This window comes from Desulfurispora sp. (assembly GCF_052744395.1).
In genome coordinates, this window is the sequence record NZ_JBRAJI010000024.1 from 1 (window position 1) to 24,435 (window position 24,435).

Annotated in this window: 27 protein-coding genes, 1 tRNA gene and 1 riboswitch; of the genes, 20 read left to right on the plus strand and 8 right to left on the minus strand. The window is 56.8% G+C overall.

Annotation, left to right across the window (positions count from 1 at the left end):
- Positions 1–35: 35 nt before the first annotated feature.
- Entirely contained in the window at positions 36–305 is a 270-nt protein-coding gene (locus ACUVTU_RS07775) for a hypothetical protein (RefSeq protein WP_445889397.1), read from the minus strand.
- 320 nt (positions 306–625) lie between these two features.
- Here ACUVTU_RS07775 and ACUVTU_RS07780 point away from each other — a divergent pair, with 320 nt between their 5' ends.
- Positions 626–775, plus strand: a complete 150-nt coding sequence (locus tag ACUVTU_RS07780) for a DUF1540 domain-containing protein (protein ID WP_018084881.1) — start codon at positions 626–628, stop codon at positions 773–775.
- Positions 776–855: 80 nt separating this feature from the next.
- Positions 856–1,191, plus strand: coding sequence for a hypothetical protein (locus ACUVTU_RS07785; RefSeq protein WP_445889398.1), 336 nt, complete (start codon positions 856–858; stop codon positions 1,189–1,191).
- A gap of 2 nt (positions 1,192–1,193) precedes the next feature.
- On the opposite strand, the gene ACUVTU_RS07790 is transcribed toward ACUVTU_RS07785, so the two are convergent.
- Positions 1,194–1,517: a YqhV family protein gene (locus ACUVTU_RS07790; RefSeq protein ID WP_445889399.1), complete on the minus strand. Its 324-nt coding sequence runs from the start codon at positions 1,515–1,517 to the stop codon at positions 1,194–1,196.
- Positions 1,518–1,620: 103 nt separating this feature from the next.
- On the opposite strand from ACUVTU_RS07790, the gene ACUVTU_RS07795 reads away from it, so the two are divergent.
- The 3 genes from ACUVTU_RS07795 to ACUVTU_RS07805 all read left to right on the plus strand — a co-directional run bounded on the left by ACUVTU_RS07795 (position 1,621) and on the right by ACUVTU_RS07805 (position 4,461).
- On the plus strand, positions 1,621–2,958 hold the full coding sequence (locus ACUVTU_RS07795; protein ID WP_445889400.1) for an MFS transporter: 1,338 nt from the start codon (positions 1,621–1,623) through the stop codon (positions 2,956–2,958).
- 177 nt (positions 2,959–3,135) lie between these two features.
- Positions 3,136–3,948, plus strand: a complete 813-nt coding sequence (locus ACUVTU_RS07800) for a phosphosulfolactate synthase (protein ID WP_445889401.1) — start codon at positions 3,136–3,138, stop codon at positions 3,946–3,948.
- 54 nt (positions 3,949–4,002) lie between these two features.
- Complete coding sequence (locus tag ACUVTU_RS07805; RefSeq protein WP_445889402.1) at positions 4,003–4,461, plus strand: DUF441 family protein; 459 nt, start codon at positions 4,003–4,005, stop codon at positions 4,459–4,461.
- On the opposite strand, the gene ACUVTU_RS07810 is transcribed toward ACUVTU_RS07805, so the two are convergent.
- The gene (locus ACUVTU_RS07810) at positions 4,354–5,394 is read right to left on the minus strand and encodes an RluA family pseudouridine synthase (protein ID WP_445889403.1); all 1,041 of its coding nucleotides are present in this window, start codon (positions 5,392–5,394) and stop codon (positions 4,354–4,356) included. The two genes, ACUVTU_RS07805 and ACUVTU_RS07810, sit on opposite strands and share 108 nt — an antisense overlap.
- A 2-nt stretch (positions 5,395–5,396) precedes the next feature.
- Complete coding sequence (lspA, locus tag ACUVTU_RS07815) at positions 5,397–5,846, minus strand: signal peptidase II (RefSeq protein ID WP_445889404.1); 450 nt, start codon at positions 5,844–5,846, stop codon at positions 5,397–5,399.
- A 75-nt stretch (positions 5,847–5,921) separates the two neighbouring features.
- On the opposite strand from lspA, the gene ACUVTU_RS07820 reads away from it, so the two are divergent.
- The 4 genes from ACUVTU_RS07820 to ACUVTU_RS07835 all read left to right on the plus strand — a co-directional run bounded on the left by ACUVTU_RS07820 (position 5,922) and on the right by ACUVTU_RS07835 (position 8,953).
- The gene (locus tag ACUVTU_RS07820; RefSeq protein ID WP_445889405.1) at positions 5,922–6,311 is read left to right on the plus strand and encodes a VanZ family protein; all 390 of its coding nucleotides are present in this window, start codon (positions 5,922–5,924) and stop codon (positions 6,309–6,311) included.
- 158 nt (positions 6,312–6,469) lie between these two features.
- Complete coding sequence (locus tag ACUVTU_RS07825) at positions 6,470–7,648, plus strand: thiolase family protein (protein ID WP_445889406.1); 1,179 nt, start codon at positions 6,470–6,472, stop codon at positions 7,646–7,648.
- Between the two features lie 25 nt (positions 7,649–7,673).
- Positions 7,674–8,528, plus strand: coding sequence for a 3-hydroxybutyryl-CoA dehydrogenase (locus ACUVTU_RS07830; protein WP_445889407.1), 855 nt, complete (start codon positions 7,674–7,676; stop codon positions 8,526–8,528).
- Positions 8,529–8,596: 68 nt separating this feature from the next.
- Positions 8,597–8,953, plus strand: coding sequence for an AMP-binding enzyme (locus ACUVTU_RS07835; RefSeq protein ID WP_445889408.1), 357 nt, complete (start codon positions 8,597–8,599; stop codon positions 8,951–8,953).
- A gap of 9 nt (positions 8,954–8,962) precedes the next feature.
- Here ACUVTU_RS07835 and glgP read toward each other — a convergent pair whose 3' ends face one another.
- A complete protein-coding gene (gene glgP / locus ACUVTU_RS07840) occupies positions 8,963–11,569 on the minus strand; it encodes an alpha-glucan family phosphorylase (RefSeq protein WP_445889409.1) in 2,607 nt (868 codons plus the stop codon).
- A 150-nt stretch (positions 11,570–11,719) separates the two neighbouring features.
- Here glgP and ACUVTU_RS07845 point away from each other — a divergent pair, with 150 nt between their 5' ends.
- The 9 genes from ACUVTU_RS07845 to ACUVTU_RS07885 all read left to right on the plus strand — a co-directional run bounded on the left by ACUVTU_RS07845 (position 11,720) and on the right by ACUVTU_RS07885 (position 20,686).
- Entirely contained in the window at positions 11,720–11,947 is a 228-nt protein-coding gene (locus ACUVTU_RS07845) for a spore coat associated protein CotJA (RefSeq protein WP_445889410.1), read from the plus strand.
- A gap of 16 nt (positions 11,948–11,963) precedes the next feature.
- On the plus strand, positions 11,964–12,224 hold the full coding sequence (locus tag ACUVTU_RS07850) for a spore coat protein CotJB (protein WP_445889411.1): 261 nt from the start codon (positions 11,964–11,966) through the stop codon (positions 12,222–12,224).
- Positions 12,225–12,252: 28 nt separating this feature from the next.
- Positions 12,253–12,825 carry a manganese catalase family protein gene (locus tag ACUVTU_RS07855; RefSeq protein WP_445889412.1) on the plus strand — a complete coding sequence of 191 codons (573 nt, stop codon included), beginning with the start codon at positions 12,253–12,255 and terminating at the stop codon, positions 12,823–12,825.
- A 373-nt stretch (positions 12,826–13,198) separates the two neighbouring features.
- Positions 13,199–14,956: a SulP family inorganic anion transporter gene (locus ACUVTU_RS07860; protein ID WP_445889413.1), complete on the plus strand. Its 1,758-nt coding sequence runs from the start codon at positions 13,199–13,201 to the stop codon at positions 14,954–14,956.
- A 152-nt stretch (positions 14,957–15,108) separates the two neighbouring features.
- Positions 15,109–17,376: a PAS domain-containing sensor histidine kinase gene (locus tag ACUVTU_RS07865; protein ID WP_445889414.1), complete on the plus strand. Its 2,268-nt coding sequence runs from the start codon at positions 15,109–15,111 to the stop codon at positions 17,374–17,376.
- Positions 17,377–17,458: 82 nt separating this feature from the next.
- Positions 17,459–17,626, plus strand: a riboswitch (cobalamin riboswitch).
- Between the two features lie 330 nt (positions 17,627–17,956).
- Complete coding sequence (locus ACUVTU_RS07870; protein WP_445889415.1) at positions 17,957–18,691, plus strand: energy-coupling factor ABC transporter permease; 735 nt, start codon at positions 17,957–17,959, stop codon at positions 18,689–18,691.
- A gap of 34 nt (positions 18,692–18,725) precedes the next feature.
- On the plus strand, positions 18,726–19,016 hold the full coding sequence (locus tag ACUVTU_RS07875; RefSeq protein WP_445889416.1) for an energy-coupling factor ABC transporter substrate-binding protein: 291 nt from the start codon (positions 18,726–18,728) through the stop codon (positions 19,014–19,016).
- 27 nt (positions 19,017–19,043) lie between these two features.
- On the plus strand, positions 19,044–19,838 hold the full coding sequence (gene cbiQ / locus ACUVTU_RS07880) for a cobalt ECF transporter T component CbiQ (protein WP_445889417.1): 795 nt from the start codon (positions 19,044–19,046) through the stop codon (positions 19,836–19,838).
- On the plus strand, positions 19,814–20,686 hold the full coding sequence (locus ACUVTU_RS07885; RefSeq protein WP_445889418.1) for an energy-coupling factor ABC transporter ATP-binding protein: 873 nt from the start codon (positions 19,814–19,816) through the stop codon (positions 20,684–20,686). The genes cbiQ and ACUVTU_RS07885 overlap by 25 nt, the downstream gene beginning before the upstream one ends.
- A gap of 54 nt (positions 20,687–20,740) precedes the next feature.
- On the opposite strand, the gene ACUVTU_RS07890 is transcribed toward ACUVTU_RS07885, so the two are convergent.
- A complete protein-coding gene (locus ACUVTU_RS07890; protein WP_445889419.1) occupies positions 20,741–21,034 on the minus strand; it encodes a PDGLE domain-containing protein in 294 nt (97 codons plus the stop codon).
- A 6-nt stretch (positions 21,035–21,040) separates the two neighbouring features.
- Complete coding sequence (locus ACUVTU_RS07895) at positions 21,041–21,679, minus strand: energy-coupling factor ABC transporter permease (protein WP_445889420.1); 639 nt, start codon at positions 21,677–21,679, stop codon at positions 21,041–21,043.
- 299 nt (positions 21,680–21,978) lie between these two features.
- On the opposite strand from ACUVTU_RS07895, the gene ACUVTU_RS07900 reads away from it, so the two are divergent.
- Positions 21,979–22,053: transfer RNA gene (locus ACUVTU_RS07900), tRNA-Val, on the plus strand.
- A 74-nt stretch (positions 22,054–22,127) separates the two neighbouring features.
- Here the strand turns inward: ACUVTU_RS07900 and ACUVTU_RS07905 are convergent.
- Entirely contained in the window at positions 22,128–23,273 is a 1,146-nt protein-coding gene (locus tag ACUVTU_RS07905) for a D-alanyl-D-alanine carboxypeptidase family protein (protein ID WP_445889421.1), read from the minus strand.
- Positions 23,274–23,389: 116 nt separating this feature from the next.
- On the opposite strand from ACUVTU_RS07905, the gene pdaB reads away from it, so the two are divergent.
- Positions 23,390–24,256, plus strand: coding sequence for a polysaccharide deacetylase family sporulation protein PdaB (gene pdaB, locus ACUVTU_RS07910; RefSeq protein WP_445889422.1), 867 nt, complete (start codon positions 23,390–23,392; stop codon positions 24,254–24,256).
- Positions 24,257–24,435: the final 179 nt, after the last annotated feature.

A 24,435-nucleotide genomic window follows, 5' to 3' on the forward strand; every position in this document is an offset into this window, starting at 1 on the left:
TTAAATATCGCAGAATATCAAGGGTTTTTAAAAATTTATTTCACGGATTCAGGTTTTTGCTTAATTAACTGTTGTGTTTCCCGATCCAGCCGCTCGAGCTTTGAGGCCATCAGTTTGTTAGCCCTGGGTACCAGTTCCTTCTTTAATTCTTGTTTTGACTGCAGTTTCATCTGCTCTTTGGCATAAGGTCTTTTGGGGACAGTTTTTTTGCCTGCATCATTGCTTGCTTCGAGCATTGCCGGGCCAAGCAGCAAAAAAACAGCAAAAATCCCCAGCATTACACAGGCAAGCTTCTTGTTGCGCATATCGTCTCCCCCTTGTCAACAGTTATTGTCCGCCCGGTCTACAGGCTTCCTGTGTCCAGAATTATACAGAATAAAATTGACAATAACCATAGGACAAAGGTAATATTTTCATAATCTCTCAGCACTAAACGTGAATTCGGTGGACAAGGGGGGCAAGGCCGCGCCGGCCGTCCTGGCTGATCTGGTATACCTTTACCAGCAGGATGAGATCACCTGAGCACTGCCGCAAAACAAACCGTGCTGGCAAAATTTATGAACAAGTGCACGGTATAATTTTCCTTCCGGCCGGTAATAATATCCGCCCGGAAGGAGGTGAAATCATGCCCAGCATCAAGTGCAAAGTCACCGAGTGCACCTACAACAAAGATGTGGCCTGCAACGCCCCCATGGTGGAGGTAGACCACAACAAGACCAACATGGCCTCTAGTTCGGATCATACCCAGTGCCAGACCTTCAAGCCCAAAATGTAAGTAGTTTACTTACCCGGACAAAGGAGCCGTTGTTCTCCCACAAACGGCTCCTTTGCCATATCCGACAGGAGGAGAGGTTTATGCGCTTAATCGCCCGGTTACCCCAGGAACAGGTGGGATTTCTGGTAGATTCCCTGCGCAATGCCGGTTTCGACCGCAAAGACATGGTCATCACCGATCTGACCGGTACCGTCCGACCCGTGAGTAATGAAGAAATGGCCACCGAAATCGCTCTGGTGAAAACCGAAAGCGACGACACCGGTGTGGAAAAAACAGCCCCCCTGGTCACCGGCATGGAGCATTTTACGCCCGGCCGGAAAGGGATTGTGGTCGCCGTGGAAGTAACCAAAAAAGAAGCCGATCGCGTGCGGAACATAATGGAACAGTGCGGAGCCATGGAGATCATCCAGGATTGAAACTAAAGGGACCTGACGCCCAGCAGGATTAAGGATACGCCGCAGACAATCAACAGCAGAGAAAAGAAAGATAGCTTCCCGGCCAGGCCAAACAGACCCAGGGAAGTCACCGCCAGCATAACCGTCGGCCCGACCAGCGCCAGGGCCGCATTTATTTTTAGAGCGCTTTCCACAGAATTAAAAAACAGCATGAGCAGGGCCGCGCTGAACTCCACACTGGATGAGATAAACCGCAGCAGGGCCATGCCCAGAACAATCTTGTCCCAGCCTCCCAGAGCTATTCCCCCTTCCCGGCAAAATCCGCCAATACCCGAAAAACATCTCACTCCGGGCGACAACTTATTTTGGTGCCCATGCATGGTTCGTCCAAGCACAGCCAAAATATGATCAGCACCTTCAAACTATAGATAGTTGCGGAGATAGCAAAATATGCCAAACGGGCCGGAGAAAAATAACCATCAGGAAAACAGTCAGCGGGCTGATGGAAAAACCATCCTCGCCCTCAGCAGCATCCCCCTGATCATGGTGCTGGGTAATTCCGTGCTCATTCCCGTCCTGCCGTCCATCAAAAGTGCTCTGGGAATCAGCCAGTTGCAAACCAGCCTGCTGATCACCCTTTTTTCTGTACCCGCTGGTCTGGTCATACCGCTGGCCGGCTTTCTCTCCGACCGCCTGGGTCGCAAAATAGTCATCCTGCCTTCGCTGGCCCTTTATGCCGCCGGAGGCATACTGGCGGGAGTGGCCGGCATGCTGCTGGCCCAGAAATCCTTTCCGCTTCTGTTAGCCGGACGGGTACTGCAGGGACTGGGGGCGGCGGGCACCGCTCCCATTGCCATGGCCCTTTGCGGCGACCTGTTCGCCGGGTCGGCCCGCAGCCGGGTTCTGGGTATCATCGAGGCCAGCAATGGTTTGGGCAAGGTTATCAGTCCGGTGCTGGGCGCAGCACTGGGATTGATTACCTGGTATGCCGCTTTTCTGTTTTTTCCCCTGGTCATTCTGCCCGCGGCCGCCATCCTCTATTTTGGGGTGGAGGAGCCGCATGCAGAGCGCCAAAAACAGCCGGCCGGTCAATACTTCCAGGATATGGCCCGGATATTTTCCCGCCAGTCCGGGCTGCTCATCAGCAGCTTTGTCGGCGGAATGACCGCCCTACTGGTGCTGTTTGGTGTACTCTTTTTCCTGTCCGAACACCTGGAAAAAACCTACCGCCTGACCGGCATCAGCAAAGGGCTGGCTCTGGCCCTGCCTGTACTGGTGATGAGCCTGACCTCATACCTGACGGGAAGAGCAATCAAGAAAAGAGCCGCCCTGATGCGCCGGCTGATCCTGGGCGGTCTCCTGATCATCACCGTCTCCTTGCTGGTGCTCACCTGGAAGGGAAGGCAAACCTGGTTTTTATTCGGCGGTACCAGCGGCTGCGGTCTGGGCACAGGACTGACCCTGCCCTGCCTGAATATGCTGATCACCAGCACTACGGCGGCCGCCCGCCGGGGTATGGTCACATCGCTTTATGGCGGTGTGCGCTTTCTGGGGGTGGCGGCCGGGCCACCTCTGTTGGGATGGCTGATGAAATACAGCCTGTTCACCATGTTTATCACCGGAGCCGGACTGGCTACCGCGGCTCTGGTGCTGGCCTGGCTGTTTGTCCGGCCGGAGAAGCATCTCTCCTGGAAAGGGGGCCAGCCAGCCGGCCACCGGCAGGGTCCGCAGCCGTCTTTGGCCTGGCAGCCCGCGCGCAAACCGGGGCCGGAACCGGATAGTCATTAATTACCACTCCCTGCGGCGCACCGCAAAACACACCGGGACATAACATAAACCACCGGAAATAGCCGGGCCACCTTTCCAAACTGACCGCCGGGAAAAAATTATACGGGAGGTGGGGTCAACAATCCGCTCTGGGCAGCGGAAATTTATTGGGCGGTCATCGAGAAAGGAGTTGCCGGTATGTTTGCACAGGAAGGCTGTTTAAATGCCTGGGGAGAATTCCTGGAAGCGCCCCTGGGTGTCCGTTTATCCAAGCCCCGCCGTCAGGGAGTAAATATGCTGCTGGACAAAGGCTTGGGGCTGGGGGAAACCAAAGACCTGCTCCACAAGGCGGCCCAGCATATTGATTTCATCAAGCTGGCCTTTGGCACTGCGGCTCTTTACACCCGGGAGTTACTGGAGGAAAAGATTCAACTGGTTAAAGACTACGGGGTGAACATCTACCCGGGCGGTACATTTCTGGAAATTGCCATCTGGCAAAACCGCCTGCCGGAATTTCTCAAACTGGCCTACCGGCTGGGCTTTAACTTTGTTGAAGTTTCCGACGGAACCATATTTTTGCCTGCCGAGGTGAGAGAAAAAGCGATCAACCTGGCACTGGAGCAGGGCTTTCAGGTCCTGACCGAAGTGGGGAAAAAAGAGCACGAACAGCAGCCCTGCATGGAAAAAATCGCCGAGATGATCAATGCCGACCTGTCTTTAGGGGCGCACATGGTGATTATTGAAGGGCGCGAAATGGGCCTCAATGTGGGGTTGTACGATGCCGCGGGAAATATCCGCCAGGATGACCTGGAAAAGCTGCTGGAAAATATCGCTGCACCGGACCGGATCATCTGGGAAGCTCCCCGGAAGGATCAGCAGGAAGCCCTGATCAACCGCCTGGGATGCAATGTTAACCTGGGCAACATCCCCCCGCAGGAAATCATCGCTGTGGAAGCACTGCGCCTGGGACTGCGGTCCGACACGCTGAAAACCGCGCTGGGCGGTTTTTGAATATTAATCCCTCTCCGGACATAGATCTTAAAAAAAGGTTCCGGAGTGATGGCCATGGCCCGGACCGCCCAGCTGGCGCTCTTGATTGTCGTTGGATTATTGACAAATACCTCTATACTGGCAGTTTCTGCCGGTTTTTTATTTGTCCTGCAGCTGGCCGGCTGGAACTCCCTGCTGGATCTGCTGGAAAAAAAAGCCCTGCCGGCCGGCCTGCTCTTCCTTCTGCTGGCCATCCTGGCACCGCTGGCCGCAGGCGGAGCACAGCTGGCCGATCTGATGTCCTGTATCAGCAGCGGCACCGGACTGCTCGCCCTGGCCGGCGGCATCCTGGCCACGCACATCAATGCCGCCGGCCTGGATCTGCTGCACCGGCACCCCCGTCTGGGTCTGGGCATGATTCTGGGATCACTGCTGGGCATCATCCTGTGGCACGGCGTACCCGTAGGGCCGCTCATGGCCGCCGGCATCACCGCTCTGTTCCTGGAACTGTTCGGCCAAAGGCATAGGCCATAGCAGACCGTCATCCCAGGGATGACAGACCTGCTGCAGGTACGCACCCAGTTCTTCCGGCAAAGGGGCCCGAAACTCCAAATATTCCCCGCTGAACGGATGCCTAAATCCCAGCAGCGCGGCGTGCAGAAACTGTCCATCCAGTACCTGATGCGACCGGGCCGGTCCGTATTTAGGATCTCCCACCAGCGGGTGGCCGATATAGGCCATATGCACCCGGATCTGGTGGGTGCGGCCGGTAGCCAGCTGCAGTTCCAGATAACTGTACTGGCCACAGTACCTCCTCACCAGAAAAAGGGTCAGAGCCGGTTTGCTGTTCCTGAACACCACCGCCATCTTTTGCCTGTCCCGGGGATCACGCCCAATGGGAGCATCAATACTGCCCTTTTGGTGCCGCACCAGGCCGTGCACCAGAGCCAGATAACGTCGCCGTACCTGCCGTTCCTTCAATTGTTCGGCCAGATGCACATGCGCCTGATCATGCTTGGCCACCACCAGCAGGCCCGAGGTATCCTTGTCCAGGCGGTGGACAATACCCGGCCGCAGTACGCCATTGATTCCCGACAGGTCCCGGCAGTGGTAGAGCAGGGCATTGACCAGCGTCCCGCTGTAATTGCCTTCGGCGGGATGCACCACCATCCCCCGTGGTTTATTCACTACAATGACGTGGCTATCTTCATAATATATGTCCAGCGCTATTTTCTCCGGCCTGACCTCCAGGTCGCGGGGCGGGGGCAGCAATACCGTCACCTGCTGTCCCGGCTTCACTCTCTGGCCGGCCTTGCCCTGCCGCTGGTCTACGGCGACCCGCCCCTGGTCGATCAGTTCCTGAAGATATGTCCGGCTCAAATCCGGGTTCTGTCCGGCCAGAAACCGGTCCAGCCGCTGGCCGGCCTGTTCTTCTCCCACCCGGTAAACCAGGGTGATTTCCTCCAAAACTACCTGCCCTCCTGTTCGCCAGCCCGCCAGAGAAGCAGCACCAGTAAACCGGTACCGCTCACAATGGCCACATCGGCCAGGTTGAAAACCGGCCAGAAGGCAAGATGCAGAAAGTCGATCACTTCCCCGTTACGCACCCGGTCCCAGAGATTGCCCAGCGCCCCACCACAGATCAGAGCCAGGGCCACCTGCTGGGCCGGGGGCAATGCTTTCCTGTACAGGTAATAACCGGTGGTACCCACCACCACCAGAATGGACACGCCAATGAAGAATGCGGTCTGGTGAGCCAGCAGCCCAAAGGCGGCCCCCGGGTTGTGAATATATGTCAGGCTGAAGACCCCCCGGATGACCTGCACACTCTCCCCGGGCCACAGCGCATGCTGTACCCAGAGTTTGCTGCCCCTGTCCAACAGAAAAATCAGCGCTGCGACAATGTAAAACACCAACATTCCACCTCGGCCTTTGGGGTAATTTCTGGTATAATACAGGCAGCCCGTCCAATAATCCATAGCCAGGTGTTGCCCATGCTCAGAAAAACCGCCCGCTGGCTGCCCGCCCTTTTGTGGATGGGAGTGATTTTTTACCTCTCCAGCCGCACCAGCAGCCAGCTCCAGCATTCCTTTCCTTTTCTCCAAGATTTCAATCCCGGACACATTATGGCATATTTTGTGCTGGCCCATACCTACCTGTATGCTCTGAAGCAGTACGATGCTCTGCCCCACCGCCCGCTGCTGGTCCTGCTCCTCTGCCTGGCTTACGGGATCACCGATGAGTACCACCAGTCTTTCGTCCCCACCCGCACTCCCGATGTGGGCGATCTGGGACGCGACCTGCTGGGGGCTGGCCTGGCCGTACTGTGGTCGCTAATCTCCTCCCGGCGCAAGAAAAAACGGCAAAATCAGAACGCCTTATAATTATAATAGATCGCGGTTTTTAAAAACAACCGGCCTATCGTCCGGCCGGTTATTTTATTGCCCGAATGATTTTACTGACTAGAAGGAATTTTGCATCAAATAATAGAATTTAATTTATGTAATTAGTTATAGCATTCCGGAAAGGAGAGGGAAGTAATTTGCAGGACGTGGTAATAGTCGCTGCCGCACGCACAGCTATCGGAGACTTTGGCGGTATGTTCAGGGATATGATCTCGCACCAGCTACTGGTACCGGTGATCCAGGAGGTAATCCGGCGGGCCGGGATTGAGCCGGGCCAGATTGAGGACTGCATAGTGGGTAACTGCGCCCAGCGCTCCGACGAGCCCAACCTGGGTCGCACCGCCGCGCTGCTGGCCGGTTTGCCCAAGGAAGTCACCGGGATGACCATCCAGCGGCAGTGTTCATCCGGTATGCAGGCCATTGTTTCGGGTTGCCAGCAAATTCAGACGGGCGACTCGGAAATTGTCCTGGCCGGCGGCGCCGAATCCATGAGCACGGTTCCCTATGTCTTAAAAGATGCCCGCTGGGGCAAGCGCCTGCAGCACGGCCAGATGACCGATGCCCTCTGGGAACTGCTCTGCGACCCCATCCATAAAATCATGATGGGAGAAACAGCCGAACGGCTGGCCGATAGATACCACATCAGCCGCGAGGAACAGGACATTGTGGCCTACCGCAGCCACAAAAACGCGGTGCGGGCTATTGATGAAGGGCTGTTCAGGGATGAAATAGTGCCCATCATGAAAAAGGGGCGCAAGGGAGAAACCGTCACCCTGGACACCGACGAACACCCGCGCCGCGACATCAGCCTGGAAAGCCTGGCCAAACTTAAGCCGGTCTTCCGTCCCGACGGAACCGTCACGGCGGGCAATGCTTCCGGCCTCAACGACGGTGCGGCCGCGGTGATCTTGATGTCGGAAAATAAAGCCGCCAGTCTGGGAATAAAACCGCTGGCCCGGATTGTCAGCCACGCCCGGGCCGGAGTGGAACCCGATTTGATGGGTTACGGACCGGTGCCAGCCATCCGCAAGGCGCTGGACCGGGCTGGCCTGACTCTGGATGACATTGAACTGATTGAACTCAACGAGGCTTTTGCCGCCCAGTATCTGGCCTGCGAAAAACTGCTGGATTTGAACCGGGAGATCACCAACGTCAACGGCAGCGGCATCAGCCTGGGACACCCGGTGGGATGCACGGGTACACGTATCACGGTCTCTCTGATCTACGAAATGCACCGCCGGGGCTGCCGCTACGGCCTGGCCTCGCTGTGCGTGGGTGGCGGCATGGGCATGGCCCTGGTACTGGAAAGAATTTAAGAACATATCCGGGGAGGCGTATGGCATGGAGATCAAAACCATCGGCGTCGTCGGTGCCGGCACCATGGGAGCGGGCATAGCCCAGGTGGCTGCCCGGGCCGGTTTTAAAGTGATCATGCGCGATGTGGAGGAAAACTTTGTCGCCCGGGGACAAAGCACCATCCGCAAGAACCTGGAGCGGGAGGTACAGAAAAACCGCTTGAGCGAACAGGAGGCCCGGGATATTCTGGAGCGCATCACGGGCACGGTGCACCTGGCCGACCTGGCCGCCTGCGATTTCGTCATCGAAGCCATTATCGAGCAAATGCCTCTGAAAAAGGAGCTGTACAGGCAGCTGGATCAGATCTGCCCCGCCCACACCATTTTCGCCTCCAATACATCGGGCCTGAGCATTACCGAGATGGCCGCCGCTACAGGTCGTCCATCCCGGTTTATCGGCATGCATTTCTTCAACCCGGTTCCGGTGATGAAGCTGGTGGAAATCATCAAGGCGGCCGAAACCAGCCCGGAAACACTGGAGGTCACCCGGGAGTTAACCGGCAAACTGGGTAAAGAATACATCCTGGTCAACGAATCCCCCCTGTTTGCCGTCAACCGCATTCTGGTACCCATGCTCAACGAAGCCATGTTCGTGCTGATGGAAGGGGTAGCCTCGGCTCAGGACATTGACAAAGGCATGATGCTGGGTGCCAACCACCCTATCGGCCCGCTGGCCCTGTGCGACCTGATCGGCCTGGATGTCATGCTGATGGTCACCGAAACGCTTTACCAGGAAACCGGCGACTCCAAATACCGTCCCTGCCCGCTCCTGCGTAAAATGGTCCGGGCGGGACACCTGGGGCGCAAAACCGGCCGGGGCTTTTATGTCTATAACCAGTAAGGGTCCGTAGCGCCCGGCCAGGAGCCCTGAGTGCGCTGTCCCCAAAAACCATGAGGAGGATAAAGCAGATGACAACCGGCATGCCTCTTTTCACCCACCCGCTGGAAGCTACGGCCCGGGGCCAAACTTTCACCCGCCAGCTGGAGGAAATCTTTTACCAGCATGAAAGCGTCAGTGAAGTTGTGGCTATTATCGTGCCCGGGGCAGAGGACCGGATCACCCTGGCGGCATTTGTGGTACCGGCCAGCGGGCAGATTACCGAGCAGGACCTGCAGTTGCACCTGGAAAAACATGCCCGGAACCTTCCTCCAGACATAGAAATAATGCTGGAAATCCTGGACGACATCCCCAAGACCCCCAGCGGCAAATGCCAGAAACAACGTTTGCTACACATCCTGCAGCACCGGCTGCAGCAAGAAACCTGACCGGCACTGCTAAAAGCGTTCCGCCCAGGCTACCAGGGGCAATTCAAACCGGTGCACAAAGTCCCGGTAATGCGGCCGCACGCGCACCGTAAAGCCGTAGGTACCCTGGGGCAGCAGCAGTCTTCCTTCATAAAAGTGGCGATCATCGCGCAGTTCCTGCATCTGCATGGGCACAGTCTGAAGCTCCCTGAGCCCCCCCGCCGTGACCACCCCGTAAACAATCTCCACCTGCACCTGCTCGGGCCGGATGTTCCCCAGGCTCACTCCGGCCAGTATTTTCAGTTCTTCTCCCGGGTGCATCCCCCTCTCCACCAGACACTGCTCACCGGCACTGTAACCCGGTAACCGGCTATCGGTCACCAGTTCCTGGTGGCAGACAAACACTTCCTCCACCTTCACCTGCACCCCTGACCAGTTCCGGGTAATATGCTCTTTGTAGGCGCAGAGCTCCTGCACCGCCTGGCTGCCCGCGGCATTAAAGTACTGCCACCTGTCCATGCAGGGCACATAATATTTGCGGGCATATTCCATGACCATCCGGTCAGTATTGAAAAACGGCGAAATCGATTGCAGGGACCGCTTCATCAATTTCACCCATTTTTTGGGTATTCCGCCGTCCTGTTGGTAATACAGTGGCAGGATCTGCTCTTCCAGCACGGCAAAGAGCGAAAAGCAGTCATCCCGGTCCTGCAGTTCCTCACTGTCATAATCCTTGATTTCTCCCACCACAAAACCGTTGTCCCCGGTGTACCCTTCCGGCCACCAGCCATCCAGAACGCTCAGGTTGATCACGCCGTTGGCTGCCGCTTTCTGACCGCTGGTACCGCTGGCCTCCAGCGGACGACGGGGTGTGTTCAGCCACACATCCACACCCTGCACCAGATGCCGGGCCATCAATATATCATAATTTTCCAGCAGGACTATCTTACCCCGGAAGGGCTCCCGGCGGGAAATATCGTAAATCAGCTTGATCAGTTCCTGTCCAGCCACATCCGCCGGGTGGGCCTTGCCGGCAAAAACAAACTGCACCGGATACTGGGGATGGTTCACCAGACGGCTCAGGCGCTCCAGGTCCTGAAAAAGCAGGTTGGCCCGCTTGTAAGTAGCAAAACGCCGGGCAAACCCCACGGTGAGCACATCCGGGCGCAAGTAGCCATCCACTTCTTTAATCGCCTGGGCGGCTTCCTGGTTGCGCTGGCGCTGCTGTTTGATATTGTTCCGGGCAAAATGCAACATCTTTTCCTTTAAGGACTGGTGCACCGCCCAGAGCAGCGTGTCGGGTATATCATCAATATTGCGCCAGATACCGGGATCGCTGATGTGGTTTTCCCATTCCTCCCCCAGATAAATGGTGTACAGATCTTTGAGCTCCTGGGCCAGCCAGGTAAGGGTGTGAATGCCGTTGGTAATATGTCCGATGGGTATTTCCTCCACAGGGATGCCGGGATAAAGATAGCTGAACATCTGCCGGGAAACCTGCCCGTGCAGCCGGCTTACCCCGTTGCAAAATGTGGCCAGGCGCATGGCCAGCAAGGTCATGTTGAACATGCGCCGGGATTCATCCCAGCCCAGCTCCAGCAGATCTTCCCGCTCAATTCCCATGGCCTCGTAAAATGGGGAGAAATACTTGTCAATCAGCTCGGCTGTAAACAAGTCATGGCCGGCCGGTACCGGAGTGTGGGTGGTGAACAGGGTGTTGCAGCGCACCAGTTCTCTAGCTTCCGCCAGCTTTAATCCGGCACAGCCCAGTTCCCGCAACCTTTCCAGGGTTAAGAATGCCGCATGCCCTTCATTAATGTGCCAGGCCGCCGGCTCAATGCCCAGTACCCGCAGGGCCCGCACCCCGCCAATTCCTAGCATGATTTCCTGGCATATGCGCATTTCCACATCCCCGCCGTAAAGCTGGGCTGTAATCCGGCGGTCCTCTGGAGAATTAAGCGATATATCACAATCCAGCAGGACCAGGCTGACCCGCCCCACCCAGCAACGCCACAGCCGGGCAAAAACCCGCCGTCCGGGCAGGTCCACATGCACCAGCGCCTCCCGGCCGTCCGGCGTGAGCAGCTGCTGCATGGGCCGTTCAAAAAAGTTATGGTAGGGATAGCTGGCCTCCTGGCGGCCTTCCCGGTTGATAATCTGGTTGAAATAACCATGCTTGTACAAAAGCCCCACGCCCACCAGCGGCAGCCCCAGATCGCTGGCCGATTTCAAGTGGTCGCCGGCCAACAACCCCAGCCCGCCCGAATAGATGGGATGCGATTCGTGCAGCCCGAATTCGGCACTGAAATAGGCCACCACCTGCTCCCGGTACCCGGGGTACCGGCGGTCAAACCACAGCTGCGCCCTGTGATAGGCATCGTAATCCTCCAGCACCTGCTGATAATAGCGCAAATAATCTTCATCCTCCGCCGCCCGCTGCAGATCCTCCTCGCGAACGCGCAACAGAAACTTGACCGGATTATGTCCCACTTCCTCCCACAGCTCTTCATTGATCCGCTTGAACAGCTGCCGTCCCTGTTTATGCCAGGCATACCAAAAATTATGCGCCAGTTCCTGCAGGCGAGCTATTGCCGCCGGCAGCCGGGGTTTCACCGACACGGTGCGGTAAGCAAACATATTTTTACCTCCCCTGCCTTTTTTAGCTAATATTTTACTTCATTCACAATATTCCTGCCCGCAGTGCCCCCCGGCCGAAAATTTTGTGCGCAGGCACCTTTTGATGTTTTATTTACTATTATAGTAAATAAATGGTTATGGAGGATGCCTATGTTGATCAGACCGCGTATACCCGGAGCACAACCGGCCCGCGAACCGGCCGGGAGGAACAACATTTTTACCGAGAGCGGCAGTCCGCAATGCAGCAACAATGATCGACAGTTAGCCAGAGCTTATGTGCCGGTACAATCCTGGAGCACCCTTTACCCGCCCCAGGAAGCTCTGACCAGAGGAACTATTTTCCCCGAACTGTACCGGCCCTACGTCTGCCGCGACTAAAGGAGTGGAACAGCAAATGAGCAACAGCAATGAAAAAATGTCGCTCCTGCGCAATATCATGGAACTGGACTTTGCCGTGCTGGAAGCCAGTCTTTTCCTGGACACCCATCCCACGGACGCCGCAGCTCTGGCCTACCACCAGGAATACAGCAAGCAGCTGGCAGAACTGAAAAAAACATACTGCCAGCAGTACGGCCCGCTGGTATCCGACTGCCCGGAAGCCTCCGCCTCGGGGGAGTGGCGGTGGCTGGCCCAGCCCTGGCCCTGGGAACTCTAAAACCATATATTAAGGAGCATCGGTAATTATGTGGGTTTATGAGAAAAAATTACAGTATCCCGTGCGGGTGGAGAGAAAAGACCTGCGCATGGCCAACTACCTGCTGGCCCAGTATGGGGGGCCCGATTCGGAGTTGTCCGCCGCCGTGCGCTACCTCAACCAGCGTTACACCATGCCCACCAACCGGGCCCGCGGCCTGCTGACCGATATTGGCACGGAAGAGCTGGCTCACTGGGAAATCATCGCCACATTGATTTACAAGCTCACCCTGGGCGCCACCAGCGAAGAAATGAAGGCCGCCGGCCTGGGGGGCTACTACACCCTGCACGACCACGCCCTTTTCCCCTGCGACCCGCAGGGCGTACCCTGGACGGCAGCCTACATTCAGGCCACCGGCGACCCGGTAGCCGATTTGCATGAAAACATGGCGGCAGAGCAAAAAGCCCGGGTAGCTTACGAGCACCTGATCTGCCTGACCGACGATCCCGGCGTGAAAGACACCCTGCGTTTTCTGCGGGAAAGGGAAGTGGTTCATTTCCAGCGTTTCGGGGAAGCTCTGAACAACGTGTACGATTATCTGGACAGCAAAAAAATCTTCTAATGGGCCTGCCACTTGCCAAGCCGCTCCGTCCGGGGCGGCTTATATTATTTCAAGCAAAATTTGTACTTGCACACACAAGTTTTTGTTTAACTTCGGTGAAATGTATGTTATTATACAATTAACCAGCGTCTGATTTTCCTGGACCGACCGGGGCGATTTATATGCGTACATTATTGCACATATATTGGAGGTGAAAAATAGCCGCCGGTACTGATTTTCCGGGCGTACATACAGTAAGCTGCCTGCTATCATACAACCCGGCTATCCTGTACGGCACCGGCTCCAGTATTTTTCCTGCATCCCGCGCCTTTTTTTCTGGCATGACTTGTGCAAAAAATTATAAGCACAAAACCTACAAAGTGAGGGATCCAGCATGAAATCATTTATCCGCTATGTACCCCTGATTGAGACCCTGCGTAATTACAAAAAGGAAGACCTGCGTTTTGACATCATTGCCGCTCTGACCGTAGCGGTGGTGGCCCTGCCCCAGTCCATGGCCTACGCCATGATCGCCGGAGTGAATCCGGCCTACGGCCTGTATACTTTCATCATTTTGACCATTCTGGGCTCGGCATTCGGTAGCTCGCACCACCTGAACACCGGCCCCACCAACGCCATTGCCCTGCTCATTGCCGGGTACATGTCGGTCTACCTGGGCCAGGATAACTTCTACGGCAACCTGTTCCTGCTCACTTTTATGGTGGGAGCCATCCAGTTTGCCATGGGCGTCCTGAACCTGGGCAAACTGGTCAACTACGTGTCGCACTCGGTGATTGTGGGCTTTACGGCCGGGGCCGGCGTGATCATCGCCATGGGTCAGCTGAACTCCCTGCTGGGCATCTCTCTGCCCAAAGGCAAGCTATCCTCTCTGGAAAAAGTGCTGACCACTTTCCAGCACATTGACCAGACCAATATGGTAGCCCTGGGTCTGGGTATTTTCACCATCCTGGTAACCATCTTCGCCAAAAAGATCAACAAAAACCTGCCCGGAGCTCTGCTGGGGATCATCTTCTCGGTAATCCTGGTCATGGTTTTGGGACTGGACAAATATCACCTCAAGCTGGCCGGTAACATTCCATCCGCTATTCCGCCCTTTACCATGATCAACTTTGACCCGGCTACCATGGCCCAGCTGTTCAGCGGTGCGCTGACCATAGCCATCATCGGTCTGGTGGAGGCAGTTTCCATTTCCAAGGCCATTGCCGCCCAGACCCAGCAAAAAATTGACTCCAACCAGGAGTTCATTGGTCAGGGTATTGCCAACATGGGTGGCGCTTTCTTGAGCTGCTTCGCCGGTTCCGGCTCTTTCACCCGCTCGGCGGTCACCTTTCAAAATGGCGGCCGCACCAGGCTGGCCAATATTTTATCCGGTGTTGTCGTGCTGATCATTCTTTTCTTCCTGGCTCCTTATGCCAAATACATTCCCAACGCCAGCCTGGCCGGGGTGATCATGGTGGTGGCCTACTCCATGATTGACAAAAAAGCGGTGGCCAAGGTGCTCAAGGCCAACCGCAACGACGCCATCGTCATGCTGGTGACCTGCTTTACCACCATTCTGGCCCCCGAGCTGGAGTATGCCATCTACGCTGGCATCGCCATCTCCATCCTGCTCTACCTGCGCGATACCGGCAGCGCCAGCGTGCGCAAGCTGGCCCCGGTGAACGGCGACCCGCTGCAGCTGGTGGAGGCCGCACCGGCTCCCGCCGCGAACAGCAACATTGCCGTGGTACAACTGGAAGGCAACCTGTATTTCGGCTCCTCGGCCGACCTGGAAGAAAAATTGAACCTGGCCTTTGATACCGGCAGCAAAGTTTACGTGCTGCGCTTCAACGGCGTAACCGGGGCCGATGTTACCGCCCTGGAAGTTATTGAGAATTTTATCCACCGCGTTTTAAAAGAAAACCGCAAGGTGCTGATCTGCGATGTGCGGCCGTCCATATTCCAGACCATGCAAAAAATGCACATTGTAGACCAGGTGGGGCGGGAAAATGTTTTCCTCAGCGAACAGGAAGTCATGGCCGCCTCTTCCAAGGCCCTGGACAAAGCCAATGCCTGGCTGCGGGAGGAACTGGATCTGAACCTGCTGGGCGGCAAAGAAAAAGGACTGGGCCAGACCGTAACCGCCAGTTAACTGCCCCCGCTCGCCAAATCATCCCTCGACCGTACAGCCGCCGGCAGTTGCCGGCGGCTGTTTTTTGCACCTGGCGGAAGGTATTGGCGGAATTATCAAGAATTTTATTGTAATGCCGGAATAAGAAAACCAGTTCAAAGGTGAGTATAACCATGCCTGATGATCATCTGGACGAATTACAACTTTACCGCTGGATTATTAAACACATCGGTTCCGGAATAATAGCCATCGACAGCCACGAAAAAATCCTTCTGGCCAACCCCGCCGCTTTAAAGATGCTTAACCTGCCCTCCGGTTATCCCATCCAGGGCCGGAAGTACAGCGAAGTGCTGTCGGTCTGCGGCATTGATAGTTCCGATTCACCGGTACTGCGAGCACTCCAGCAGGGCACAACCTTCCGCCGGGTCATTGTCCAGCGCCAGCCGTACATATTCGAGGCTGACATTATTCCCATCTACAACGCAGCGGGAGAGCTCACCGGTGTGGTAGACATTTTCCAGGACCGGGCCGAAACCATTCGCTACCAGCAGGCGCTGCAGGAGGCCAACTCCCGCCTGGCCGAAACCATGAACCACTACCTGAAGCAGCGGGATATCCTGCAATGGCTGTTTGATGCCAGCCCGGTGGCGATCATCAGTATTGACAAAACCGGTCTGGTCACCAATGCCAACCAGACTTTTGTCCGCTACCTGGGTTTGCGCTCCCCCCGGGACATTATTGGCCGGCACTATGATTTAGTCTGCCAGATGATGGACATAGATTATGAAGACTCCATCTGTGTCCGGGCGCTGCGGGGTGAAAACATCAGCAACCAGCAGCTCATGCGCCTGGGACGCAACTTTATCATCAGCGGCAACGCCCTGCGCCACCCCTACACGGGAGAAATCATCGGCAGCATAGCCGTGGCCATGGACATAGAAGAAAAGGTGCGCCTGGAAAAAGAACTGCTGCGCATGGAAGCGGAAAAGCAGCAACTGGAGAGGCAAAAGCTGGCAAGTAAACTGGAACTGGTCAAAAGCGTGCTGGACATCATCCCGGTACCCATTGTGCTTTTTGACAGTACCGGCCACGCCATTCATGCCAACACCGAAACCACCCGCGTATTCGGCTATGACCATCAGGAGTATGGCTTACATATTGACGAGATTATTAGAAAATACATCCATCCGGACGACCACCTGCCCGAATCATATATTACCCTGGCTCTGCAGACCGGCCAGAAACCGCCCGTCCACCGCAAGCGCATTTTTGCCCGGGACGGCCGGGTAGTGCACGCCCTGTCCACCAACACCCCCATCCGGGACAAAAACAACCGGGTCATCGGCGTGCTCAGCATTACCAGCGACCTCAGCCGGCACATGGAGCTAGAAGAGCTCAGACAGATCAGCCAGTTTGTCATGGAAAACACCAACAACGGCATCATCATGCTCAACGACCGGCTGCAGATCACCGTCTTCAACCAGGCGGCGGAGAAAATTTGCGGCATCCCGGCCTACCAGGCGGTAGGGCAGCGCTGCGGCCAGGTGTTCGATTTCCTCGAGGAAGAGTTCCTGCCGGTAAAATCATTCCGGGAGGACAGGGAGTACCATGATGTCGAACTGGATGTGGTCTTTCACGGTGAACCCAGGACCATCCTCTGTGATACATACATCATCAAGAACGATCTAAGTGAAAAGACCGGCGTAATCCTTCTGTTCCGCGACTTTACCGAGCAGAAAAAGCTGGAACAGGCCGCCCGGGAGAGAGAAAAAATGGCCGTAGTGGGGCAGATGTCGGCCGGCATCGCCCATGAAATCCGCAACCCCCTGACCGTAATCAAGGGATTTGCCCAAATGCTGCAGATGAAGTACCAGCAGCCCGAAATCAAGGAATATGCCTCGCTGATCCTGACAGAATGCGAAAGCGCCATCAAGGTACTGCATGATTTCCTGCAGGTAGCCCGGCCCAAGCAGCCGGAATTGATGCCCACCGACATCAATTCCCTGGTGGCGGATATGGCCACCATCATTGCCTCCCAGGCTTTCCTGCAGGGCGTGACAGTATATTTCCAGCCGGCAGTCAGCCTGCCGGAGAGCATGGTCGACCCGGGCCTGATCAAACAGGTGCTGCTCAACCTCTGCCGCAACGCCCTGGAAGCGCTGGAGGAGATTGCCGACAGGGGCGTACTCCATCTGAGCACCTACCTGGATCAGAAACGCAACATGAACTGCATTGTGATCAAGGACAATGGGCCCGGCATACCGGCCGAGGCCATGTCCCGGGTGGGTATGCCCTTTTTTACCACCAAGCCCCAGGGCACGGGGCTGGGCATCAGCATCTCCCGGGCCATCATTGAATCACACGGCGGCGAAATCACCTGCCAGAGTTCACCCAACCGGGGCACGGTTTTCACCATCTGCCTGCCGGCCCGCAGGGAGTAGCCATTCCCCGGGACGGTCAGACGGCCGGGAAGATATTCCTGGACATACTGGGGAAAGTGTTATATAATTGTTTCAGTTGAACAAACATTTACCTGGAGCAGGTCAACAAGGGAAAGTCAGTGCAAACCTGACGCGGTCTCGCCCACTGTAAGGGGGAGCCTGCCGCATCCATGCCACCGCCGGTCAAGCGGGAAGGCGCGGCCAGGCTGTGAACCCGAGCCAGGAAACCTGCCTGCTCCGGCACCACGTATACCACCCGCGAGGATGGGAGGTGTGGCGGCATGTTTCAAATTGCCGGCCCTTTTAGCCCTCCGTAGGTGCAAAGGGCTTTTTGTTTTTTACAACTGCACATCCATCCAGGACCAACCTGACCCGAGGGCAGGTAACCTGCTTTAACGCAGGCGGGCCCATTGCTGCCACCAGCAGGCTTTTAAAAGTGCCGCCACCCGGTTGCGGCTGACTAAAAGTCACTTTGCCGGCAGCATATCCGGCCCTTACCGCATAAGGCGGCGCATTTACCCGGTGTTGCCTCTATGCCTGGTAAGGGCTTCATATTTTATACGGAAAGGAAGATGACACTGTGTGGCAAAAGAAATATCCCCTGTGCTGGCCCCTGCTGGTTCTTCTGTGCCTGCTGCCGACACCGGCCTGGGCCATGCATATCATGGAAGGCTTTTTACCCCCGGGCTGGGCCATCAGCTGGGCCGGCATCAGCTTACCCTTTTTGCTGCTCGGCCTGCACAAAATCAACCGTCTGGTCAAGGAGCAGCCCCAGCTCAAGCTGCTGCTGGCCATGATCGGTGCCTTTATTTTCGTACTCTCCGCCCTTAAACTGCCTTCGGTTACGGGCAGTTGCTCCCATCCCACCGGCACCGGCCTGGGTGCCATTATTTTCGGCCCGCTGCCGGTAACCGTCCTGGGCGCCATTGTGCTGCTCTTTCAGGCCCTGCTGCTGGCCCACGGCGGGCTGACCACCCTGGGCGCCAATGTTTTTTCTATGGCTATAGTCGGGCCACTGGTAGCCTACGGAATCTTCCGGGCACTGCGCTCAATGAACAGTCCTCTCTGGCTGGCTGTCTTTGCGGCTGCCACTCTGGGCGATCTGAGTACATACATGGTTACCGCCCTGCAGCTGGCTCTGGCCTTCCCGGCCTCCGAAGGCGGCATCCTGGCCTCTTTGAGTAAATTTATGACAATTTTTGCTGTGACCCAGGTCCCACTGGCTGTCAGCGAAGGGTTGCTCTCGGTTATCGCCTACAACTTCATCTACAGCCACAACAAACACGAACTGGAACAGCTTAAAGTGATTTCCTGATCCAACCGGGCCAAACCAGAAAGGAGAATGACGGTTGAAAAAAAACATAATTATAGCCTATGTCCTTCCCCTGGTGCTGGTGGTTTTGCTGGCAATCATTCCCCTGCGGCTCAATAGCGGAGCTGAGTTCTCCGGTGCCGACAGCCAGGCCGAGCAGGCCATCAGTACCATTGCCCCGGACTACCAGCCCTGGTTCTCCTCTCTGTGGGAGCCGCCCAGCGGAGAAATTGAAAGCCTGCTCTTTGCCCTGCAGGCCGGCCTGGGCTGTCTGGTCATCGGCTACTATATAGGTTTTAACCGGGGCAGAAAACAGGCCGGGCGATAATTACCCGGCTTTAAGGACGGGATACCTGTGTACATCATTGACTACTATGCCTGCACCAACAAGCTGAAGCACAGCCACCCGGGGGAAAAAATATTTTTCGCCCTGGGAGGGATGATTCTGGCTCTCACGGCCCGACATCCGCTGCCGCCCCTGCTGATCCTGGCCGGCAACATTTTCCTCCTGGTCAAGCCCGCCGGTATACCCGGACGGGTACTGCTGCGCCTGCTGGCTCTCCCCCTGGCCTTTTTACTGCCGGCCCTGCTGCCCGTCCTGCTGCAGTGGCAGAGCACCCCGCGCGATCTGATCTGGATGGTTGCTGCGGGCGGCGGCTACCTGGGGGTTTCGGCCGCGGGAATTCACCTGACCCTGCAGGTGGCCGCCCGCTCCCTGGCGGCGGTCACCTGCCTTTACTTTATTTCGTTGACCACACCGGTTTCCGACTGGCGGGAATTCTGCCGCCGCCTGCACCTGCCCCCCCTGCTGCTGGATTTGATGACCTTGATTTACCGCTACATCTTCATCCTGGCCCAGACCGCCGCCAGTATGCACCTGGCCCAGGTGCTGCGGCTGGGATATGGAGGGCTCTGGCCCTCCATCCGCCACACGGCCCTGCTGCTGGCCAACCTGCTGCAAAAAAGCTACCAGACCATGCAGAGCATCAACATCGCCATGCAATCCCGCAACTTTCAGGATGAGTTGCCCGTAGCCAGCCGGGATTACCGGTGGAATAAAAGAAACATCGTCCTGATCATATCCAGCTGGATCGTCCTGCTGATCATCACCCGTCTGACTGGAGGATGGCAACTTTGGAACGCCCCCTGATGGAAGTGCGCAATCTGACCTATGCCTACCCGGACAGCACTGTAGCATTAAGCAATATTTCCTTGTCCCTACCGGAGGGAAAGAAGGCCGTTTTCCTGGGCGGCAATGGTGCCGGTAAATCCACACTTTTTTTGCACCTAAACGGCGTCCTGCGCCCGGCCAGCGGCACTGTCCTGTTCGACAGCCAGCCCCTGCAGTACAAATCCGCCTGGCTGCGCCAGCTGCGCAGCCAGGTGGGTCTGGTACTGCAGGATCCCGATGTGCAGCTTTTTGCCCCCAGCGTATTCCAGGAAATCTCTTTTGGCCCGGCCAACCTGGGCTGGCCGGCCTCCAGAGTCAGACAGGCTGTGACCGAAACCATGCACCTGCTGCACATTGCCCATCTGGCTGATAAGCCTCCCCACCTGCTCAGTTACGGGCAGAAAAAGCTGGTGGCCATCGCGGCTGCACTGGCACTGTCGCCCCGGCTGCTGATCATTGACGAACCCACGGCCGGCCTGGACCCGGCCAATGCCCGCATGGTCATGGAAATCCTGGACCTGCTCGCCCGCCACCAAAAGACCGTAATCATCTCCACGCACGATGTGGACGCGGCCTACAGCTGGGGCGAAATCTTCTACATCATGCACCGGGGAAAGCTGCTGGCCCACGGACCGGCGGATAAAATCTTCGCCGATGAGCGGACAATTCAGCAGGCCGGTTTGTCCCTGCCCTGGGTGTGGGAGGTATATCACCTGCTCCACCACCGCCTGCCCCTGCCCTGTTCCCACCGCCTGCCCAGAAACAAAGAGGAACTGCAGCAAATCCTGCGCCAGCAATCTTACCGCTTTGCCGTCACCCAAAAGTGAAGCCGCTGTGTCTCGCGACTGCAGCGGCTTGAACCTGTGCGTATTTCTGAAAGGCTATTTGGAACGCGGAGCGGTCTTGCCCAGCAGGGCCGCCAGACCGTACATGGCCGCGAAAACAACCGCGGTTCCCAGCACACCCGCTCCGGCTGTAGCCAGCCTTTCATTGCTGATGCCGGGGAGCAGGTAATCGGGCACCGGAGCGCTGACCAGAGCCTTACCCTCCCCTTTTTCCAGGAAACCCTTGTCTTCCGCCACCCGTTCCAGACCATCCGGACTGGATGAAGCGAAGGGAGACAGGAACGCCCCCACCAGCAAAGCCAGCAGCAATCCTTTTTGCCAGCCTTTCATCCGCAATCACCCCGCTATCCCTTCATTTTGTTCAAACACCTGCATCTTCACCAGGAAGTTAACTACCAGTACGGTGATAATCCCTTCCCCCAGGCCGATGAGCAAGTGCCAGCCCAGCATGGCGCTCAATACCACCGGCAGGGAGATGGTTCCGGAAAAAGCCAGCTCCAGGGATGCCGACAGAGCAGCTGCTTCCACCGATAGCAGACCGGCCAGGAAAATGGCCAGCATCCTCCCGGTTGTGGAAGGTAGAAGCTTGACCAGCAGGCGGTAAACCAGATAGGCCACCCAGACTCCGATCACCGCCATGTTCAAAATATTGGCTCCCAGGGCGGTAACCCCACCGTCCAGAAACCCGAAACACTGGATAATCAGTACGGTGGACAGCACCAGCATGGCCTGCCACGGACCCAGCAGCACGGCGGACAGCGCCCCGCCCAGCAGATGGCCGGAGGTGCCGCCGGCAATGGGAAAGTTGACCATCTGGGCGGCAAAAATAAATGCGGCCATGACCGCCAGGCGAGGCACCTGACGCTCACCCAGTTCGGCAGTGGTTTTGCGCACCGCCACCCCCAGAGCCGCGGCGCTGCAGATTGCCGCACCGGCCCAGGTTTTGACATCCAGAAATCCGTCCGGAATATGCAAAAGACCGACCCCCTTTAAAATAAATAAACCACGGTAGCACAGCAAAGCACCTGGCTGCACTGTTACCTCCGTGGTACTGTCCGGCGGGCTTCGACCCGTTCTTGTAATTTTTATTCTCCAAAACTCCAGGTTTTCCTGCCGGTAAAAATAATTTGTCGCAATATTTATTAACCGGCGCCCGTTCACCGGACGGACAGGCTACAATCCGGTGATAAAATTTTGCTTTTAGTATTGACAGCGAATGAGCCGGCATTGTAAAATAAGTTTTGTCAATAGGAGGGCAGATACCGGTTATCCAGGGGCGCATAGCTCAGTGGGAGAGCACTTCCTTGACGCGGAAGGGGTCGTAGGTTCAATCCCTACTGCGCCCACCACTTAAAACCCCGCAAAGCCAGTAATATCAGGGCTTGCGGGGTTTAATGTTTTTGAAGTATTTGCCTTTACCCTGCTAAAACCAATTTTTCAGACGCGTAAACAATCCCGGTACCGGTACAGCAGTGGCCGCCTGCAAGTCCACCCGGGCCAGTTCCCGGCCCTGCATCCGGAACACCACCCGGCCCAGCACCTGTCCGGTCCGCACGGGTGCCTCGGGAGGAGCAAAAAGCACTACCTCTTTCTGCACCTGCTGCACCTGTCCGGCTACCAGGTGCAACTGTCTGGTTTCGGCCGCCACCAGCGTCACCCGGTCGGACACCCCGTGGCGAACCGGCAGGCTGGCCAGCTTCTCCCCGGCCTGACAAAGCGTGTGCGGGATCATATTGGCAAAGCCGTAATCCAGCATACGTACGGCATCCTGATAGCGATTCTTGCTGTTCAGCACCACCGCGATCAAGGTTTTATCCCCCCGGCGGGCCGCCGCCACCAGACAGTCTCCGGCCCGGGGCGTGGATCCCGTTTTTACGCCGCAGATGCCATTGTAACTGTTGTAACGCACCAGACGGTTGGTATTGCGCACTTCCATCTTGCGGCCGTCCTCCCACGTCACCACATCGGCCGCTGTACTCACCAGCCGGGCAAAAGTGCTATTGCGCAGCGCATAGCGGGTAATCAGAGCCAGATCGTAGGCCGTGGTATAATGGTCGGGGTGGTGATAACCGTTGGTATTGGCAAAATGGGTGTTTTTTGCCCCCAACACCAGAGCCCGCATGTTCATCAGCTGGACAAACTGCTCCACCGTTCCGGCCACATGCTCGGCCATAGCCACCGTGCTGTCGTTGGCCGAATAGAGCAGAGCCGCTTTAAGCAGGTTTTCCAGCGTAATGCGGTCCCCGGGGCCCAGACCAATATCCTGCCCCATGGACACTGCCGCCGCCCGTTTGCTGACCGTGACCACGTCGCTTAAATGTCCGTGCTCCAGAACAATCAACGCGGTCATAATTTTGGTCAGGCTGGCCGGTTCGGCGCGTACCGTAGCCCTTTTTTCAAATAAAACAACCCCGGTATCGGCATCCATTAACAAAGCTGCCGCCGCACTGACCGCCGGTCCGGACCTGCCCGGCTCACCCGGCGGTGCAGCGGCCACACCGGCTGGAACACGGCACGTCAGTAATACCAGCAAACCGAACAAAACAGTTACCCGGATGGACCGGAACATCATCCCACCTTCTCACAACGCGAATATTGTATCACTGGCCTTTATTTTTTCTCTCCGGGCGGGGAATATTAGAGGAAAGATTTACTGAAACCATGGCTTACCGGAGGAGATAGCACATGAAAAAGCGGTTTTTCCAATACTGTTTGCTCCTATTACCCGTGCTGTTCATATTGGCAGGTCTCTGGTTTTTAACCGAACTGGACTTTAAAAATTCGCCGGGGCAAAAAATAGCGGTGAACAAAAGTTCTGTTCCGGAGCAGGAACTTCTGAATCAACCTGTACGGGAAAAAACCGCCAGCCAGCCGGCTGTCATCTCCCGGCCGGCCCCCCGGCCTAAGCCGGACAGCACCGACCCGGGCCTGATCGCCATCTACCGGGTGGATACGCCGGAGAAAGTGGTCGCTCTAACCTTCGACATCAGCTGGGGCGCCCGGGTACCCGGTCCGGTAATGGACATACTTCGGGAGCACGGGGTAAAATCAACCTTCTTTCTTTCCGGTCCGTGGGCCGTGAAATATCCGGAACTGGCCCGGCGCCTGGTGCAAGAAGGGCATGAGATCGCCTCCCACGGCCACCGGCATATCGACCTGGACAAAGAAGCCCGCAGCACGGTCCGGCAGGAAATAATCACCGCCCACCAGGACCTGCAAAAGGCGACCGGTCAAACTCCCGGCCTGATCCGCACGCCCAACGGGGCATACAACCAGATGGTTCTGCAGGTGGCCCGCGAACTCAACTACCGGGTCATCCAGTGGAGTGTGGATTCACTGGACTGGAAAAAGCCGGGCCAGGAGGCCATCATCCAGCGGGTACTGGACAACGTTCACCCGGGGGCGATCATATTGATGCACGCCAGCGATACCTGCACCCAGACACCATCCGCCCTGCCCCGGGTGCTCAGTGGCCTGAAGGAGCGGGGCTACCGGCTGGTCACTGTTTCCGAATTGCTGCAGATGGGCCCGGCCAAGAACACAAAATATTGAACCGGCATATACTATCATTAACCTGTGCCGCCGGGCCGTCCGGAACCCCGGCGCCAATAAAGGGCTTTCTCCGGGGTCGGATCACCGCTTGCAAGCCCGGTATCCGGCAAAACCCCGGATCAAATAAAGGCGCCTCCCCGCCCGGGGAGGCGCCGCTCAGTTGAGGACAGCCACAGCAA

Coding starts and splice junctions, on each gene's coding strand:
- ACUVTU_RS07775 (WP_445889397.1), bottom strand. CDS start 305: ATGCGCAACAAGAAGCTTGCCTGTGTAATGCTGGGGATTTTTGCTGTT.
- ACUVTU_RS07780 (WP_018084881.1), top strand. CDS start 626: ATGCCCAGCATCAAGTGCAAAGTCACCGAGTGCACCTACAACAAAGAT.
- ACUVTU_RS07785 (WP_445889398.1), top strand. CDS start 856: ATGCGCTTAATCGCCCGGTTACCCCAGGAACAGGTGGGATTTCTGGTA.
- ACUVTU_RS07795 (WP_445889400.1), top strand. CDS start 1,621: ATGCCAAACGGGCCGGAGAAAAATAACCATCAGGAAAACAGTCAGCGG.
- ACUVTU_RS07800 (WP_445889401.1), top strand. CDS start 3,136: ATGTTTGCACAGGAAGGCTGTTTAAATGCCTGGGGAGAATTCCTGGAA.
- ACUVTU_RS07805 (WP_445889402.1), top strand. CDS start 4,003: ATGGCCCGGACCGCCCAGCTGGCGCTCTTGATTGTCGTTGGATTATTG.
- lspA (WP_445889404.1), bottom strand. CDS start 5,846: ATGTTGGTGTTTTACATTGTCGCAGCGCTGATTTTTCTGTTGGACAGG.
- ACUVTU_RS07820 (WP_445889405.1), top strand. CDS start 5,922: ATGCTCAGAAAAACCGCCCGCTGGCTGCCCGCCCTTTTGTGGATGGGA.
- ACUVTU_RS07830 (WP_445889407.1), top strand. CDS start 7,674: ATGGAGATCAAAACCATCGGCGTCGTCGGTGCCGGCACCATGGGAGCG.
- ACUVTU_RS07835 (WP_445889408.1), top strand. CDS start 8,597: ATGACAACCGGCATGCCTCTTTTCACCCACCCGCTGGAAGCTACGGCC.
- glgP (WP_445889409.1), bottom strand. CDS start 11,569: ATGTTTGCTTACCGCACCGTGTCGGTGAAACCCCGGCTGCCGGCGGCA.
- ACUVTU_RS07845 (WP_445889410.1), top strand. CDS start 11,720: ATGTTGATCAGACCGCGTATACCCGGAGCACAACCGGCCCGCGAACCG.
- ACUVTU_RS07850 (WP_445889411.1), top strand. CDS start 11,964: ATGAGCAACAGCAATGAAAAAATGTCGCTCCTGCGCAATATCATGGAA.
- ACUVTU_RS07855 (WP_445889412.1), top strand. CDS start 12,253: ATGTGGGTTTATGAGAAAAAATTACAGTATCCCGTGCGGGTGGAGAGA.
- ACUVTU_RS07860 (WP_445889413.1), top strand. CDS start 13,199: ATGAAATCATTTATCCGCTATGTACCCCTGATTGAGACCCTGCGTAAT.
- ACUVTU_RS07865 (WP_445889414.1), top strand. CDS start 15,109: ATGCCTGATGATCATCTGGACGAATTACAACTTTACCGCTGGATTATT.
- ACUVTU_RS07885 (WP_445889418.1), top strand. CDS start 19,814: ATGGCAACTTTGGAACGCCCCCTGATGGAAGTGCGCAATCTGACCTAT.
- ACUVTU_RS07890 (WP_445889419.1), bottom strand. CDS start 21,034: ATGAAAGGCTGGCAAAAAGGATTGCTGCTGGCTTTGCTGGTGGGGGCG.
- ACUVTU_RS07905 (WP_445889421.1), bottom strand. CDS start 23,273: ATGTTCCGGTCCATCCGGGTAACTGTTTTGTTCGGTTTGCTGGTATTA.
- pdaB (WP_445889422.1), top strand. CDS start 23,390: ATGAAAAAGCGGTTTTTCCAATACTGTTTGCTCCTATTACCCGTGCTG.